General features: G+C 47.3%; 19 protein-coding genes. 18 read left to right on the top strand and 1 reads right to left on the bottom strand.

Going from position 1 to position 15,288, the window contains the following annotated elements; all coding sequences use genetic code 11:
* Window positions 1–61 precede the first annotated feature (61 nt).
* The 18 genes from FSB75_RS14300 to FSB75_RS14215 all read left to right on the top strand — a co-directional run bounded on the left by FSB75_RS14300 (window position 62) and on the right by FSB75_RS14215 (window position 12,943).
* Entirely contained in the window at window positions 62–1,162 is a 1,101-nt protein-coding gene (locus tag FSB75_RS14300) for a mannose-1-phosphate guanylyltransferase (protein ID WP_146788879.1), read from the top strand.
* A gap of 164 nt (window positions 1,163–1,326) precedes the next feature.
* Complete coding sequence (locus tag FSB75_RS14295; RefSeq protein ID WP_146788877.1) at window positions 1,327–2,058, top strand: 3'-5' exonuclease; 732 nt, start codon at window positions 1,327–1,329, stop codon at window positions 2,056–2,058.
* A complete protein-coding gene (locus FSB75_RS14290) occupies window positions 2,055–2,447 on the top strand; it encodes a RidA family protein (RefSeq protein ID WP_146788875.1) in 393 nt (130 codons plus the stop codon). Before FSB75_RS14295 ends, FSB75_RS14290 begins: the two co-directional genes overlap by 4 nt.
* Window positions 2,444–2,803, top strand: a complete 360-nt coding sequence (locus FSB75_RS14285) for an MmcQ/YjbR family DNA-binding protein (RefSeq protein WP_146788873.1) — start codon at window positions 2,444–2,446, stop codon at window positions 2,801–2,803. The genes FSB75_RS14290 and FSB75_RS14285 overlap by 4 nt, the downstream gene beginning before the upstream one ends.
* A complete protein-coding gene (locus FSB75_RS14280; protein ID WP_146788871.1) occupies window positions 2,800–3,939 on the top strand; it encodes a methionine aminotransferase in 1,140 nt (379 codons plus the stop codon). The genes FSB75_RS14285 and FSB75_RS14280 overlap by 4 nt, the downstream gene beginning before the upstream one ends.
* A gap of 71 nt (window positions 3,940–4,010) precedes the next feature.
* On the top strand, window positions 4,011–4,349 hold the full coding sequence (locus tag FSB75_RS14275; protein WP_146788870.1) for an ArsR/SmtB family transcription factor: 339 nt from the start codon (window positions 4,011–4,013) through the stop codon (window positions 4,347–4,349).
* Window positions 4,350–4,526: 177 nt separating this feature from the next.
* A complete protein-coding gene (arsN2, locus tag FSB75_RS14270) occupies window positions 4,527–4,952 on the top strand; it encodes an arsenic resistance N-acetyltransferase ArsN2 (protein ID WP_172623153.1) in 426 nt (141 codons plus the stop codon).
* Window positions 4,952–5,587: an MIP/aquaporin family protein gene (locus FSB75_RS14265; RefSeq protein WP_146788865.1), complete on the top strand. Its 636-nt coding sequence runs from the start codon at window positions 4,952–4,954 to the stop codon at window positions 5,585–5,587. Before arsN2 ends, FSB75_RS14265 begins: the two co-directional genes overlap by 1 nt.
* A 1-nt stretch (window position 5,588) precedes the next feature.
* Window positions 5,589–6,008 carry an arsenate reductase ArsC gene (locus FSB75_RS14260; protein ID WP_146788863.1) on the top strand — a complete coding sequence of 140 codons (420 nt, stop codon included), beginning with the start codon at window positions 5,589–5,591 and terminating at the stop codon, window positions 6,006–6,008.
* 45 nt (window positions 6,009–6,053) lie between these two features.
* Entirely contained in the window at window positions 6,054–6,986 is a 933-nt protein-coding gene (locus tag FSB75_RS14255; RefSeq protein ID WP_146788861.1) for an ABC transporter ATP-binding protein, read from the top strand.
* Window positions 6,964–7,803 carry an ABC transporter permease gene (locus FSB75_RS14250; protein WP_146788859.1) on the top strand — a complete coding sequence of 280 codons (840 nt, stop codon included), beginning with the start codon at window positions 6,964–6,966 and terminating at the stop codon, window positions 7,801–7,803. Before FSB75_RS14255 ends, FSB75_RS14250 begins: the two co-directional genes overlap by 23 nt.
* Before the next feature lie 10 nt (window positions 7,804–7,813).
* Window positions 7,814–8,497 carry a hypothetical protein gene (locus tag FSB75_RS14245; RefSeq protein ID WP_146788857.1) on the top strand — a complete coding sequence of 228 codons (684 nt, stop codon included), beginning with the start codon at window positions 7,814–7,816 and terminating at the stop codon, window positions 8,495–8,497.
* Window positions 8,498–8,542: 45 nt separating this feature from the next.
* On the top strand, window positions 8,543–9,451 hold the full coding sequence (locus FSB75_RS14240) for a DNA adenine methylase (RefSeq protein ID WP_172623152.1): 909 nt from the start codon (window positions 8,543–8,545) through the stop codon (window positions 9,449–9,451).
* On the top strand, window positions 9,444–10,196 hold the full coding sequence (locus FSB75_RS14235) for an HNH endonuclease signature motif containing protein (protein ID WP_146788853.1): 753 nt from the start codon (window positions 9,444–9,446) through the stop codon (window positions 10,194–10,196). Before FSB75_RS14240 ends, FSB75_RS14235 begins: the two co-directional genes overlap by 8 nt.
* A gap of 27 nt (window positions 10,197–10,223) precedes the next feature.
* A complete protein-coding gene (gene xth / locus FSB75_RS14230; protein ID WP_146788851.1) occupies window positions 10,224–11,003 on the top strand; it encodes an exodeoxyribonuclease III in 780 nt (259 codons plus the stop codon).
* A gap of 174 nt (window positions 11,004–11,177) precedes the next feature.
* Window positions 11,178–11,555 (top strand): glycine cleavage system protein GcvH, encoded by a 378-nt coding sequence (gene gcvH / locus FSB75_RS14225; RefSeq protein ID WP_146788849.1) that lies wholly within the window; start codon window positions 11,178–11,180, stop codon window positions 11,553–11,555.
* A gap of 72 nt (window positions 11,556–11,627) precedes the next feature.
* Entirely contained in the window at window positions 11,628–12,164 is a 537-nt protein-coding gene (locus FSB75_RS14220) for an RNA polymerase sigma factor (RefSeq protein WP_146788847.1), read from the top strand.
* Window positions 12,161–12,943: an anti-sigma factor gene (locus FSB75_RS14215; protein ID WP_146788845.1), complete on the top strand. Its 783-nt coding sequence runs from the start codon at window positions 12,161–12,163 to the stop codon at window positions 12,941–12,943. Before FSB75_RS14220 ends, FSB75_RS14215 begins: the two co-directional genes overlap by 4 nt.
* Before the next feature lie 126 nt (window positions 12,944–13,069).
* On the opposite strand, the gene FSB75_RS14210 is transcribed toward FSB75_RS14215, so the two are convergent.
* Window positions 13,070–15,226 (bottom strand): right-handed parallel beta-helix repeat-containing protein, encoded by a 2,157-nt coding sequence (locus FSB75_RS14210; protein WP_146788843.1) that lies wholly within the window; start codon window positions 15,224–15,226, stop codon window positions 13,070–13,072.
* Window positions 15,227–15,288 lie beyond the last annotated feature (62 nt).

The raw sequence follows: 15,288 nt of genomic DNA, 5'->3' as shown, positions 1-15,288 counted from the left end.
CTGGAACGCGAATCGAAAAAAATATCCAATCAACTCATCAACCAATCAACTAAGCGCATACATGAACAACCAACAGCTTGACCCGAAGAACACCTACGTAGCGATAATGGCCGGTGGCATCGGCAGCCGGTTTTGGCCCGTCAGCCGTGTGAACCATCCCAAACAATTCTTAGACATTCTGGGAGCCGGCAAAACGCTGATCCAACAAACCTACGAACGCTTTGTACACCTGGTACCGGCCGAAAATATTTTTGTGGTAACGGCCAATGAATATCTCGGCATCACCAAAGAACAATTGCCGCAGTTGCCCGAAGAAAACATCATCGGCGAACCGTTTCGCAAAAACACCGCGCCTTGCATTGCTTACATTTCCTTCAAGCTGCGAAAAATGAATCCGGAGGCTTCGCTCATTGTGGCGCCGGCCGATCATCTCATTTTGCAGGAAGATAAATTTCTGGAAGTTTGTAACGATGCCCTGAAGTTTGTGAATCATTTTAATGCGCTCGTCACTATCGGCATCAAGCCCACTTACCCCAACACCGGTTACGGCTACATTCAACACGAAGACGCACCGGCCACACCCGGTGTGCACAAGGTGAAGACCTTTACCGAAAAGCCCAACCTTGAGCTGGCAAAAACATTTATAGCCTCCGGCGATTTTCTCTGGAACTCCGGCATATTCATTTGGAAAATTAAAAACGGCATTGATGCTTTTCACAAGCACATGCCGGAGATGTACGAGTTGTTTTTGAGCGAAGAAGAAAAGCTCAATACATCGGATGAAAAAGAAATCATCGAAGAAATTTATCCGCAGTGCTCCAACATTTCTGTTGATTTTGGCGTGATGGAAAAAGCCAACAACGTGTACGTTATTCCGGCCTCCTTTGGCTGGAGCGATTTAGGCACCTGGAACAGCGCCTGGGACAACATGGAAAAAGATTACCTGGAAAACGCCGTTGCCGGCGACAGGGTCATTGTGTTTGACACCAGCAAATGCGTGGTGCACGTGCCCGACGACAAGTTGGTGGTTTTGCAGGGCCTCGAAAATTTTATTGTAGCCGACACAAAAGACGTACTGCTCATTTGCCACAAGGACAAAGAGCAGGAGATTAAAGAATACGTGGCCGAAGTAAAACGGAATACCGGCGAGAAATTTCTTTGATCGTCGAATTGCAAAGACACCCTTTGACGGACGCAGGTAAACGCCGGCACAAAGGTTCACAACGTTCTTCGCGCCTTGCGCCTTTGTGGTTCAAAACGTGCATAAACTCTTTTTTGTTTTTTGTCCTTACCGTGTAGATTGCAGGCTATAGTGAAACAGTGAATATGAATTTCAACAACATTCTCTTTCTCGACATAGAAACGGTTTCCCAAGAAGAAAGCTATCACCAATTGGACAGCGAATGGAAAGACTTGTGGAATCACAAAACCCGATCGCTTACAAAAAATCCCGAAACCGATACACCCGAATTGCTTTATCCCCGCGCCGCCATTTACGCCGAATTCGGAAAAATCATTTGCGTTTCCTGCGGCTGTATTCAGGGAACAGGTGAAGAAAAGAAACTGGTCATCAAATCGTATTCGGGTGATGATGAGAAAAAGTTGTTGAAGGATTTTGCAAACATGCTGCAAGGCTGGAGCGGACAAGCCGACAAATTTTTGTGTGCTCACAACGGCAAAGAATTCGATTATCCTTACCTCTGCCGCCGCATGATTGTAAACGGGGTTGAAATTCCCGAAGCGTTAAAAATTTCCGGTCGCAAGCCGTGGGAGGTGCGGCATCTCGATACGCTGGAGCTTTGGAAATTTGGCGATTTTAAAAGTTATACGTCGTTGAAATTATTAGCAAAAGTGTTGGGCGTGCCCTCTCCGAAAGACGACATTGACGGCAGCATGGTGAACGAAGTTTATTACGTGCAAAAAGACCTCGAACGCATTGTGGAATATTGCCAGAAGGACGTGATTACGCTGGCGCAAATTCTTCTCCGCTTTCATTGCGAGACGCTGGTGAAACCGGCAAACATCGAAATCAAAAACTTGCGCAAAGCGGATGTATGAACAACCGCATCAACATTTCTTCCGGTGCTGTTTGGGAAGACAAGGTTGGCTACAGCCGCGCCGTAAAAATCGGCAACCATATTGAAGTCAGCGGCACAGTCGCATCTGATGAATACGGCAATGTTGTTGGCCATAGCGATGCTTACGCACAAACAAAATTCATTCTTCAAAAAATAGAAAAGGTTTTGCACCAAGCCGGCGCTTCCTTAAACGACGTTGTTCGCACCCGGATGTTTGTTACCGACATTTCCCGCTTTAATGAATACGCCAAAGCACACGGCGAAGCCTTTGCGAACATCAAGCCCTGTACCTCGATGATTGAAGCAAAGGCTTTGGTTGCGCCGGAATATTTAATTGAAATCGAAGCCACCGCTATCTTAGCCGGATGAACATCGAAACGCTTCGTCAGTATTGTCTTGCCAAAAAAAGCGTGGAAGAAACGCTGCCTTTCGGGCCCAATACACTCGTGTTTAAAATTGGCAGCAAAATGTTTTTGCTGGCCGCTCTTGATTCTGTTCCACTTCAGTTCAATGCCAAATGTGACCCCGATAACGCCGTGCTTTTGCGCGAACAATACGCTTGCGTGAGACCCGGCTATCACATGAACAAGCAACATTGGAACACGATTGTTGTTGATGGCAGCGTGTCGGATAAATTGTTGCAGCAGTGGATTGATGATTCGTACAACCTGATTGTTGACAGCTTACCCAAAAAAGTAAAACAAGAAATTCTTTCCCAACAATGATTCAATCCAAACTGCCCAATGTAGGCACCACGATATTTACCACGATGAGCGTAGCCGCTGCGCAACACAAGGCCATTAATCTTGGCCAGGGCTTTCCTGATTTTCCGATGAGCGAAGAACTCGTTGCCTTGGTGAACGAAGCCATGCGCACGGGCCACAATCAATACACGCACATGAACGGCTATGTTCCGCTTCGTGAAGCCCTTGCAGAAAAAACGGAGTATTTATACAAGGCCAAAATCAATCCCGATACGCAAATCACCGTTACTCCCGGCGGCACGTATGCCTTGTACACGGCACTTACAACCATCTTGCAACCTAACGATGAAGTAATTGTTTTTGAACCGGCGTACGACTGCTACATTCCGGCCATTGAATTAAACGGGGCAAAAGCTGTATCACTTCAGTTAACTTTTCCCGATTACAAGATTGATTGGGCCGAAGTGAAGAAAAGCGTTACGGAAAAAACGCGGGCCATTATGATCAATTCGCCGCACAATCCAACAGGCAGCGTTCTGACAGAAGAAGACATTGCGCAACTGCGCGAGGTGGTGAAGGACACAAACATCATCATCATCTCCGATGAAGTGTACGAGCACCTGATCTTCGACGGCTACGAACACCAAAGCATTCTAAAATACCCCGATCTTCTCAAACGCAGTTTTGTGTCGTTTTCGTTTGGCAAAGTTTATCACTGTACCGGATGGAAATTGGGTTACAGCATTTCATCGGAATATTTGATGAACGAGTTTCGAAAGATTCATCAATTCAACGCCTTTAGTTGCGATACGCCAAAGCAGGTTGCGCTATCAAACTTTTTAAAGAAGCGGGAGAATTATTTGGAACTCGGCTCATTTCTTCAAGCGAAACGCAACTACTTTCAACAAGGCATGAGCCAAACAAAGTTGAAACCTTTGCCCACACACGGCAGCTATTTTCAAATTTATTCTTACGAAGGTTTATCAGGCGGCAATGAAAAAGATTTTGCACTTCACCTGACCAAAGAATTTGGCGTGGCCACCATTCCCGTGTCGGCCTTTTACCAGCAGGACGTAAACAACAAAGTGCTGCGTTTTTGTTTTTGCAAAAAAGAAGAGACGCTCGACGCGGCCATTGAGCGTTTGACGAAACTGTAAAAAGCCGTTCATCAAAAAAGATTTGTTTGTGCGGTTTGTTTAATCTTATATTTGCGATATAAGATTAAAAAATGGCCTTTCACAAAAAAGAAGAATTCGGCAAAAAAGAACAGGAGTTGGCAGAGATTGCCAAAGCCCTGAGTCATCCGGCACGCATTGCTATTTTAAAAGTGCTGGCGCAGAAGAGCGAATGCATTTGCGGGGAGATTGTTGACGTGTTACCGTTGGCGCAGTCAACCGTGTCGCAGCATTTGAAAGAACTGAAGAATGCGGGCCTGATTGAAGGCACGCTGGACGGTCCTCGTTCCTGTTACTGCATTAACTGGAAAGCTTTTGAACGCTTTACCGCAGACATGGCCAGCCTTTTTACCAGCCTGAAAGCAAAGCACGAAAGAGCCTGCAATTGTTGATTTATTTTCTAACCATAAAATGAAACAATCATGAACACAGACATTCAACTTCAGAACGACCCCGGATGCTGCACAACCGATGAAGGCTGCTGCACCATTACCGATTGGGGCTGCTGCTAAAAACACGGAGGCATTCGTATAGAAATGATGCCTCCTTTTCTTTTTAATCTTTATCGAATGAACCTCATTCTTGTTTTGGATAAACAACGTGCGGAAGCACTTTCCCTGCCGGGAAATGCTTCACTTCCGCCAAGTGATATTGATGCTACGGTAGAACTGTTTGCCCTGCAAACTGACAATGAACTGGCCGGAACAATGGGTTGGCAAACCAACGGAACGGCTGGCTTGCTGCGCAGCCTTAGTGTGAAAGAAGACAGACGCCGAAATGGATTTGGCGAGGCCTTGGTAAGTTTTTTAGAAACGCACGCCAGGCAAAGCGGCGTGCGTTCGCTTTATTTGCTGACCACTACCGCTGCTTCGTTCTTTTCAAAGCAAGGTTACGTCGTTGTTAACCGCTCCGAAGCGCCGCTTTTCATTCAGCAAACAACGGAGTTCAAGAGCACTTGCCCCGCCTCTGCCACCGTCATGAAAAAAGAACTTTGATGAAGAAATATTTCGCAGAATTCACCGGGACTTTTATTCTCGTCTTCTGCGGCACCGGCGCGGTCATTGTTGACGAAACGCAAAACGGCAGCGTTACGCACGTTGGTATCGCCGTTACGTGGGGTTTGGTAGTGATGGCAATGATTTACACCTTCGGCGAAAAATCGGGAGCGCATTTTAATCCGGCCGTTAGCCTTGCCTTTACCGTACAAAAAACATTTCCGTTAAAACAATTGCTGCCCTACGTCTGTAGCCAATTCGGCGGCGCTATCAGCGCCAGCTTCGTTTTAAAATTTTTATTTCCCGATTCGCAGCGTTTAGGCGCTACGATTCCGACAGGGACGCCGGCGCAATCCTGGGTGATGGAAGTCTTTCTCACGCTGTTTTTAATGCTAACCGTTCTTGGCGTTTCGGAAAGAGGCAAAGAAAAAGGCCTGCTTGCCGGCCTTGCTGTGGGCTCTGTCGTGTTGCTCGAAGCCATGTTTGCGGGACCGGTCAGTGGCGCTTCTATGAACCCGGCACGTTCACTCGCACCGGCATTGGCCTCGGGTTATTTAAACAATGTATGGATTTATCTCACCGCACCCATTGCCGGCAGCGTGTCGGCTGTTTTTGTTCACCGTTTATTGAAATAGTATGTCAATTAGAGTTTTGTTCGTTTGCATCGAAAACAGCAACCGCAGCCAGATGGCGCAGGCCTTTGCGAAAATTCATGGTGGCAATAACGTAGAGGCCTTCAGTGCCGGTTCTAAACCGTCCGGCGTTGTTAACCCAAAAGCCATTGCCGTGATGAAAGAGTTAGGCTATGACTTAACAACGCACGATTCAAAATCGTTGGATGAAGTGAAAGCCTTTGCGCCTTTTGATGCAGTGGTAACAATGGGTTGTGGCGATGCTTGTCCGTGGATGCCGGCTAAACAATTCATTGATTGGCAAATTCCCGATCCGCGCCACTTGGACGGCGATGAATTTCGACAAGTAAGAAGTTTAGTAGAACAAAAAGTAAAGGAACTGTTGAATGAATTAAACGTTGCTCCAGCCTCTTCTCAACGCTAACCTTTGCTTTAGCCTTCACACAAACCCTCGCGTATTTTTGTTTGCATGGCGTCCATCATTGAGGTAAAGGGATTGAGCAAAACATTCAAAGACATCCAGGCCGTTGACGGCCTTTCTTTTTCTGTGTCTGGAGGAGAGGTGTACGGTTTTCTTGGGCAAAATGGGGCCGGCAAATCCACCACCATCCGCATGTTGCTTACGCTCATTCAGCCCACCGCCGGAAGCATTTCCATCCTGGGAAAAGAACTGGCGCATCACCGCAAAGAAGTGTTGAGCAACGTAGGCGCCATCATTGAAAAGCCGGATTTATACAAGTATCTCACAGCGTTGGAAAATCTGAGCATGTTCGCACGCCTAAGCGGCATTCATCTCACCAAAAAAGAGTTGTTGCAAGGCTTGCAGAGAGTAGGCCTTGCCGAAAGAGCGGAGAGCAAAGTGAAAACTTTCTCGCAGGGCATGAAACAACGCCTGGGCATCGCCTGCGCGCTGGTGCACAATCCGCAGTTGATCATTCTTGACGAACCCACCAACGGCCTCGACCCGCAAGGCATTGCCGATGTGCGCAACCTCATTTTATCGCTCAGCAAGAACGATGGCAAAACCGTTTTTGTGTCCTCGCATTTATTGAGCGAAATAGAAGTGATGGCCGACAGCATGTTGATCATTGACCGCGGCAAAAAAGTAGCCGAAGGAAAAGTGAGTGATTTGCTGAACCCTTCGGATACGTTGGTGGCCTTGGAAACAGACAACGATGAACGTACAATGAATTTCCTGAACGCAACAGAATGGAGCAAAGGGATTCAACAAAATGGACGCGGACTTGTTTTAAAAATGCACCGCCGCGAAATTCCTGCGCTGAACGAAGACCTCGTGCGGCAGGGCATCCAGGTATTCTCGCTTCGTGCAAAACATTCATTGGAAGATTATTTTTTAACGCTTACTACCGCTAACCAACATGTGGACGCTTACACGGCTTGAACTGTTTAAAATATTCAAGAAGCCACGCACCTACATTGCCTTTGCGGCCATTGCGCTCATCATCGGGTTGATTCAATTGGCCATGAAAGCCGACGGCGAAAGTTACATGGAGTTCATGCTGCAAAACATCAATACGGCTTTTGACATTGAAGGCAAAAAGCTCAACGGCTATTTTGTTTTTTATCTTATTCTTCATACCCTGTTGGTGCACGTGCCCCTGCTCATTTGTTTGGTGGCCGGCGATGTCGTAGCAGGCGAAGCCAACATGGGCACACTTCGTTTACTTGTCACAAAACCGGTGAGTCGCACGCAACTAATGTTGAGTAAATTTTTTGCTTCGTCAATTTATACTTTGGGTTTACTCACCTTCATGGCCGTTATGGGTTTGCTGGGGTCCGTGGTTTTGTTTGGTGTAAGCGATTTAATGGTGCAGAAGAGCGACCAGTTTATTTTGCTCAACAGCAACGACGTGCTTTGGCGATACGTGGCCGCATACGGCTTTGCCGCATTAAGCATGATCACCGTTGCGTCCATCGCCTTTTTATTTTCGGTGTTTGCCGACAACAGCATCGGGCCCATTGTAGGCGCCATGAGTGTAGTAATTGTAATGACTATCTTAACCACGATGGACATTCCGATTTTTAACGTGCTGAAGCCTTACTTATTTACCAATCACATGCTCAACTGGAAAGGCTTTTTCGACAACCCCGTTGACTACCGTGAAGTGTTAAAGTCGGCGGGCATCCTGCTTTTTCACATTGCCCTCTTTGTTTCTTTGGCGGTGTGGTTCTTTCGCAAAAAGGACATTCTCTCTTAAACCCTTTTCTATGAAGATTCTTCTCTCCTTCCTGTTCGCATTTCTTGTTACAACAACCTTTGCACAAACCGAAGAAGCGCTTTTGCAAAAGGTAAAAGCCAAGCTGGAAAAGGTGAACGATTACGAAGCCACGGGCAAACTAAAGCTCGACGTGTCCTTTATCAACGCACAGGAATCGGACGTGACGGTTTATTTTAAAAAGCCCAACAAGTTCAAAGTGAAAAAAGCCGGTGGCATTTCCATTCTGCCCAAAGGCGGCGTGAGCGTGAACACGGCTTCGCTCCTGCCCGTTGGCGGTTACCAAACGGTGGCCGCTGGCAAAGCCATCGTTGACGGCGTAACGACAACGATCGTAAAACTCATTCCCACCAATGAAAACAGCGACGTGGTTCTCTCAACCTTATACGTTGACGAAAAAGACGCGGTCATTCGCAAAGCCGTGGTGACAACAAAAGAAAGCGGCACCTACGACGTGCAAATGACTTACGGCAAATACACGGCTTGGGGCCTGGCTGATAAAGTTGTTTTCTCTTTCAATACCAAAGATTACAAACTGCCCAAAGGCATTACGTTTGAATACGACAAGGGCGGAACAAAGGTGGAGGACAAGAACAAGAATAAAAAAGGAACGGTAACGATAACCTACACGGGCTATAAGATTAACAAGGGTTTGAGTGAGAAGGTGTTTGAGTGATAGATTTCGGTGGTGATGTGCTTATATTTGAACAACGACTGGAAAATGAAATTACCACATCCTATTCCATATCAAGGTAGCAAGCGCAACATCGCTGATCAAATTTTGCGATACTTTCCTGGAAGTTTTAACCGCTTGATCGAGCCGTTTGCCGGTTCTGCTGCCATCACCATTGCTTCTGCTTATTATTTCAAAGCGAACCGTTTTGTCGTCAATGACATCAATGAACCGTTGGCAAATCTTTGGGATGCGATTATCAACAATCCAAAAACAATTATTAAACACTATCACGACATCTGGCATGGACAATTGGGCAATGAAGAAGAATATTATTATCAGATTAGAGATGAATTCAATCAATCAAAAAAGCCAGAATATTTACTTTTCCTGTTGGCAAAATGCGTGAAGGCGGCTGTACGATATAATGCACAAGGAGAATTTAACCAGAGTCCTGATAAAAGACGATTGGGTAGAAATCCTGCAATGATGCGCAATGATATTTTGCGGGTGTCACAACTTTTGAAAGGCAAAACAGAAATCCTTTCAAACGATTATCAAAACGTTTTAGACGGAGCAACAGAATGGGATTTGGTTTATATGGACCCGCCTTATCAAGGTACGGGTGTAAATGGGGGCTTTAACTACGCCGGCAACATAGAATTTGAAAATTTTGTCGTGTCGCTCGTCGAATTAAACAGCCGCAACGTGCCGTTCATTCTTAGCTACGATGGAAGAACCGGTGATAAAACTTACGGACTTCCCTTGCCAACGGCTCTCAATCTCACTAAGATTGAAATTAACGCAGGCCGCTCATCGCAGGCTACATTGCTCAATCGGCGTGAGTTTACTTATGAAGCCGTATTTTTATCTCCTGCTTTGGTTACTAAAATTGACTTGCAAAGATTAACCGGCATTACATCCTGCCAAATAGACCTTTTTGCGGCGCATGGCTAAAAAAGAAAAACAGACTGCTTACCCGAAAGAATTTTTAGAGCATTTACAATCTATCACGGCCACCCGGGCAAGAGTTGTAATTGACCACATTCTTAAGTATGGCTTTATTACCACCGATGACCTTCAAGACAAAGAAAAATTCGGTCATAGTTATACACAAGGCCCAAGAGCTGCGAGAGATGTTCGTGAAGCTGGTATTCCCTTAGAAACTTATCGTGTAAAGTCTGAAAGGACAGGAAGGTGGATAGCAGCTTACAAATTTGGAGACTTAACACAAATTCAAACAGGGCGCATTGCAGGCCGCATCCAGTTTTCAAAACATTTCAAGCATCAGCTATACGAGGCTTGCAGTGGACGTTGTAAGATATGTAACGGTCAATTTGAAGAACGTTACTTACAGGTTGACCACCGCGTTCCTTATGAAGTAGCCGGTGATACGTTGGATAGAAGTCCAGAGCATTTTATGTTGCTATGTGGCTCTTGCAACAGAGCAAAGTCATGGAGTTGTGAACACTGTGAGAACTGGCAAAGATTAAAGCAACCGAAAGATTGTTTGCAGTGTTATTGGGGAACTCCTGACAACTATAATCATATCGCGATGGAACAAGTAAGACGGCTTGACTTGCAATGGAGCGGTGACGAAATCAAATATTACGATGCAATAAAACTTATTGCCCAACAACAGAATATCGAACTGCCGAAGTTCATTAAACAAGTTCTTGCGAAGAGGGCGAACAGAAAATAAGTAAGGCCAGAACTCAATTATTCAAGTATGAAGATCGCAACCTACAACGTCAACGGCATCTCATCCCGCCTTCCCGTTCTCCTTCGCTGGCTTGATGAAACAAAACCCGATGTTGCCTGCTTACAAGAACTCAAAGCGCCGCAGGAAAAATTTCCCGAAGACGCCATCAAAGAAGCCGGCTACAGCGCCGTGTGGCACGGACAAAAAAGCTGGAACGGCGTGGCCATTTTATCACGTGGTGCAAAGCCCGAAGAGCGGAGACGCGGCGTGCCCGCAAACGACGATGACGAACAAAGCCGCTACATCGAAGCAACCGTTGACGATGTAATTGTTGGTTGTCTTTATCTGCCCAACGGCAATCCCGCACCGGGACCAAAATTCGATTACAAGTTGCGGTGGATGGAACGTTTCAGCAAACACACACAGGATCTGATTGATTCCGGCAAGCCCGTTGTTCTCACCGGCGATTACAACGTCATTCCTACCGATCAAGATGCCTACAAACCCGAACGCTGGGTGAACGATGCGCTCTTCAAACCCGAAAGCAAGGAAGCCTTCAAAAACATTCTTGCGCAAGGCTGGACAGACGCCATTCGCAAGCTTTATCCCGACGAAAATATTTACACGTACTGGGATTATTTCCGCAACGCTTTTGGCCGCAATGCCGGCATTCGTATTGATCATTTTTTGTTGAGTCCTTCGCTGGAGAAAAGATTAAAAGGAGGCGGCGTTGACAAGCAGGTTCGCGGCTGGGAAAAAACCAGCGACCACGCGCCGGTATGGATTGAATTAAAAGCTTCGCATTAATCAGTAAAAGAAATGAAACATTGCCGAATAAGATTAACGAACGTACAAGTGTGCGACGCAACAATGCTTAACGGATAAACGAACTACCGGTACATAAAGATTCGCTCTTCGAACGAAACGGCTCCCTTCGTTTGCGCAATGACTTCTTTCCCTATCTTGCACCAAACCAGATATATGAACTACCCGGATCATTTGCGCTACACCAAAGACCACGAATGGATTAGAGTTGAAGGCGACGAAGCCGTCATTGGCATTACCGATTTTGCCCAGCACGAATTGGGCGACATTGTTTACGTTGAAATTGAAACCGTGGGCAAAAACCTCAATGCTCACGAAGTTTTCGGCACGGTGGAAGCGGTGAAAACTGTATCGGATCTTTACCTGCCCGTAGCCGGTACCATTACCGAAGTAAATCCTGCCCTGAACAGCAATCCCGAGCTGGTGAATACCGATCCTTACGGCGAAGGCTGGATGGTGCGCATGAAGCCCGCAAACGTGCAGGAGATTGACGACCTGATGGACGCGGCGGCCTACGAAAAGCTGGCGGGTTGATTCACAAATCCAAAATTGAACTTTACGCGTAAATAAACCCGATGTCTCACCGCATCAAACCCTAACCAACTATTGGGCATTAAGCAGACATACGATGAGCGGGAACTGGTGGCGGCTCTTCGCACGAAGGACGACCAGGCCTTTGGTTATTTGTATGACCATTATTCGGGTGCGCTGTACAGTGTCGTGAAACAAATTGTCGGGGATGCGGAGGTGAGCAATGACGTACTTCAGGAAACCTTCGTTAACATCTGGCGCAAAATTGAGCTGTACGACGAAAGCAAAGGACGCCTCTTTACCTGGATGCTCAACATTGCACGCAACGCCGCCATTGACAAAACCCGGTCAAAATCGTTTCAGCAAAGCAGCCGGCAACAGCCGATCGTGGAAGCCGACGGCGCTTACGGCACCGTGAAGCCCGGTGCGGATGATTTTGGTTTGAAAAAGGTGTTGCAGAAATTGAAGGACGAACAGAGGCTGCTCATTGATTTATCCTACTTCCAGGGATACACGCACGAGCAGATTTCGAAAGCGTTGGACATTCCGCTTGGCACGGTGAAAACCCGCATCCGGACTGCCCTTACACAATTAAGAACCCTATTGCAGTGAACGTAAAAGAATACATAAACAGCGGAATTGTGGAAAGCTACGTGCTGGGCCTTGCCACGGATGCCGAACGCCAGGAGTTCGAGCAACTGTGTGCAACCTATCCCGAAATAGCCGGAGCAAGAGATGCGTTTGAACGTTCATTGGAGACGCAAGCCATGCAGGACGCCGTGGCGCCGCCGGCTTATCTGAAAGAGAAAATAGCGCAGGTCATTGCGCCCTCAGTTGCGGGAAACGGTTTGGAAAATGAAAGTTCGCAAGCACCCGTGCGGCGCATGAACGTATGGAAACTATTGGCCGCCGCTTGTTTCGTTGGCTTGCTTGGCGTTGGCTACTGGGCTTACACAACCAACGAAAAGAACAAAGAATTAGAAACAAGCCGGGCCGCAACGGAAAAACAATTGCAGCAGTCAACCGCGCAATTGGAAAGCTTGCAACAGCAAGCCGACATGATGACGAAGCCGGGTGTAAAAATGGTTTCGCTCAAAGGAACGGCAATGGCGCCGCAGGCGCAAACCACCATCTTTTGGGACACCACCGGAACCAAAGACGTTTACCTGATGGTGAACAACCTGCCGCAACCGGCCTCGGATAAACAGTACCAGTTGTGGGCTTTGCTTAACGGCAAACCCATTGACCTGGGAATGCTCGAGGTAAAAGAGAAACGCCTGTTGGTAAAAATGAAGAACGTGCAAAACGCACAGGCCTTTGCCATTACGCTGGAGGAAAAAGGCGGAAGCCCCACGCCCAAAGGACAGATGTACGTTCTGGGGAATTTGTAAATCCAAAAATTGTTGTCAAACGTAAATAGGAACAGGATGGTTGTTTTTACTCCTGTCCGTCAATAGTTGGTTATCAGAGGCTGCCTGTTTGGGCAGCCTTTCTTGCAACCTTTTGGTCTGAGGTTTTTATTGCTTGCTCACTTTAAAAGCCTGCTGCAAACCATCACTGCTTTTTAACTCGCCCATGTAAACGCCGCTTGTCAACGCAGACAAATCAAGCGACAAAGAAGTCGTACCTGCCGCAATTTCTTTCTGCAAAACAACTTGTCCTGCCGCATTGCGCAACACCAGTACACCGGCTTTTAACGGCAGTACCGATTGAACAAAAATTGTGTTGGTCGCCGGAACCGGGTAAACGTTCAGCGTGTTTTGCAAACTGCTTTTTTGCAGGCGCACAATCTTCGAGTATTCGACCTCGCCGGTTTTGCCAACGGCCTTCGCACGACAAAACAAAACGTTCGGGAAATTACCCGCTATACTTTCTGCAGCCTGAAGTTGGTTAAGGCCATTGTATTCTTTCAAGGACAGAAAGTTTCGTCCGTCTGTACTTGTTTCCACAACAACTTTTTCAACCGTTCTGGTGCTGTTGAGCATCCAGCTTACGTACAAGGTTTTTTCTGAAAGCCGGCCGGTAAGTGTAATGTATGAAACGGGCAAAGCAACGTATCCAAACTCATGCGCACCTATGTCATAAGCCCCGTTTATTGGGATGGGATTGTTGTAAAAATCTCTCGTGCCCGGATTAATGCCGAACAAGGACGAGAGATTTAATCCGGCATTAATTAACGCGGAAGAACCTTGAAGCTGATAGGCCGTTAACGCAAGCAGATCGCCACCCGAAGCCGGCCCGATAGTTCCACCACCACCCGCGTTTACCAACAACGGATTTGCCGCACTGCCTACTGATGTTGCGTTTAGCATTTCCTGGCCTGTGGCTGCGGCTTTCCAGGCGTTGAGCGTTGTATAGGTGTTCACGCCCCACAAAAAATTGCCACCACTTTCCGCATAGTAATTATTGTTTTGAAAAAGGATGGCAGATACATCGGCCGTGGTAGCCGCGTCAAGCATGTTGGCGCCGCCCGTTACGTAAAAAATATTGTTTCGTAGATGAATTTGTGAAGCGTTGTCGTTTAAGATCATAACGGCTGAAGGCGTGCCGTTTACAACGGCGGCGTTGTTCACGTAAACCGTGTTGTTGTATATCTCCGTGTTGGTGATTTTGTGCGAAGCATCCACACCCCACAACGCGATGCCGCCGTAGTCGTTCTTCCGGCCGTCGTTCTGGCTGATGTTGTAGCGGACAACGTTGTTCGTAAAGGCGTTGTCCGATCCGTATTCAAACAGGCCGTAACCCGCGCCTTCGTTGTCGTGGCTGTAGCAATATTGCACCGTACAATTTTGGCATCCGCCGTCTAAATCAAAACCGCCGCCGTCGGCGTTCAGCCCGGCTTTGTTGTGATGGCTTTCGCAAAACTGGATGGTACCGTTTTTCAGGTTGTGAAACCAAATGCCAATCGGGCCGCCGTCTGTTCCGCCGTTGTTTTTTCCGTTTTCAAAGGCTTCGCAATATTCCACCAATGCGCCGTCAGAGCCGCTAACAATAATTCCACTGCCGGAATAGTTTGCGGTGAAATCGCTCCGGCCGTCATTTTGATAAGCACGGCAATAAGCCACGTAAACGTTGGTGTTTATATACTGCAACGACGAATGATAAATTTCTATGCCGGCGCGGCCGTTGTTGCGGGCAATGCAGTTGGTAATGCGAACGCCGTTGTAGCCTTTTGTGGTGCCCCAGCCGCCAACCAAAATACCCCTGCCGCCGTAGCCGTAAACTTCCACGTTGTTCACCACAATGTGGTCAAGGTTGGTCACGGTTTGATCCGTGTAAAACTCTACGCCGTTGGCCGTGTTGTTGGTGGCGCCGTTGGCGGTAAAAACGAGGTTTTGCACTTCCATGCCGCCCACGTTGTAGGCATACAAGCCGGTTGTCGTGTTGGCATTGACGGTTGCCTTGCCCGTGCCGTTGTCGTCGTTTCCAAATTCGAGAAAGCCGGTAAAGGTTTGGCCGCCTTCAAAAAGAATTTTATCGCCGGGTTGAAAAGAAAAGCCGCTCACTTTGGCCGTGGTTTGCCAGGCGGTGCCCGTTGTCAGGCCGTCGTTCGCATCGTTGCCCGCGGGGCTTACGTAATAAGTTTTGTTTTGCGCAAAAAGAACAAAGACGAAAAGCTGGAATGCGGCTGTGCAAAGCAGGTGTTTACTATTTGCGAAGCGTGGATGATTCATAAACAGGTCCGGTTGTGCGTTATGCAAAAGTGGTTTTGTTTGGCTTCGCTTCCGTCCTGTGT

It is taken from the genome of Flavisolibacter ginsenosidimutans (assembly GCF_007970805.1).
Taxonomy (GTDB): domain Bacteria; phylum Bacteroidota; class Bacteroidia; order Chitinophagales; family Chitinophagaceae; genus Flavisolibacter; species Flavisolibacter ginsenosidimutans.
This window is presented reverse-complemented; position numbering and strand designations above follow the sequence as displayed.

Excerpts from the sequence above, each read along its gene's own strand:
- FSB75_RS14300 (WP_146788879.1), top strand. The coding sequence starts at position 62 with ATGAACAACCAACAGCTTGACCCGAAGAACACCTACGTAGCGATAATG.
- FSB75_RS14295 (WP_146788877.1), top strand. The coding sequence starts at position 1,327 with ATGAATTTCAACAACATTCTCTTTCTCGACATAGAAACGGTTTCCCAA.
- FSB75_RS14290 (WP_146788875.1), top strand. The coding sequence starts at position 2,055 with ATGAACAACCGCATCAACATTTCTTCCGGTGCTGTTTGGGAAGACAAG.
- FSB75_RS14285 (WP_146788873.1), top strand. The coding sequence starts at position 2,444 with ATGAACATCGAAACGCTTCGTCAGTATTGTCTTGCCAAAAAAAGCGTG.
- FSB75_RS14280 (WP_146788871.1), top strand. The coding sequence starts at position 2,800 with ATGATTCAATCCAAACTGCCCAATGTAGGCACCACGATATTTACCACG.
- FSB75_RS14275 (WP_146788870.1), top strand. The coding sequence starts at position 4,011 with ATGGCCTTTCACAAAAAAGAAGAATTCGGCAAAAAAGAACAGGAGTTG.
- arsN2 (WP_172623153.1), top strand. The coding sequence starts at position 4,527 with ATGAACCTCATTCTTGTTTTGGATAAACAACGTGCGGAAGCACTTTCC.
- FSB75_RS14265 (WP_146788865.1), top strand. The coding sequence starts at position 4,952 with ATGAAGAAATATTTCGCAGAATTCACCGGGACTTTTATTCTCGTCTTC.
- FSB75_RS14260 (WP_146788863.1), top strand. The coding sequence starts at position 5,589 with ATGTCAATTAGAGTTTTGTTCGTTTGCATCGAAAACAGCAACCGCAGC.
- FSB75_RS14255 (WP_146788861.1), top strand. The coding sequence starts at position 6,054 with ATGGCGTCCATCATTGAGGTAAAGGGATTGAGCAAAACATTCAAAGAC.
- FSB75_RS14250 (WP_146788859.1), top strand. The coding sequence starts at position 6,964 with ATGTGGACGCTTACACGGCTTGAACTGTTTAAAATATTCAAGAAGCCA.
- FSB75_RS14245 (WP_146788857.1), top strand. The coding sequence starts at position 7,814 with ATGAAGATTCTTCTCTCCTTCCTGTTCGCATTTCTTGTTACAACAACC.
- FSB75_RS14240 (WP_172623152.1), top strand. The coding sequence starts at position 8,543 with ATGAAATTACCACATCCTATTCCATATCAAGGTAGCAAGCGCAACATC.
- FSB75_RS14235 (WP_146788853.1), top strand. The coding sequence starts at position 9,444 with ATGGCTAAAAAAGAAAAACAGACTGCTTACCCGAAAGAATTTTTAGAG.
- xth (WP_146788851.1), top strand. The coding sequence starts at position 10,224 with ATGAAGATCGCAACCTACAACGTCAACGGCATCTCATCCCGCCTTCCC.
- gcvH (WP_146788849.1), top strand. The coding sequence starts at position 11,178 with ATGAACTACCCGGATCATTTGCGCTACACCAAAGACCACGAATGGATT.
- FSB75_RS14210 (WP_146788843.1), bottom strand. The coding sequence starts at position 15,226 with ATGAATCATCCACGCTTCGCAAATAGTAAACACCTGCTTTGCACAGCC.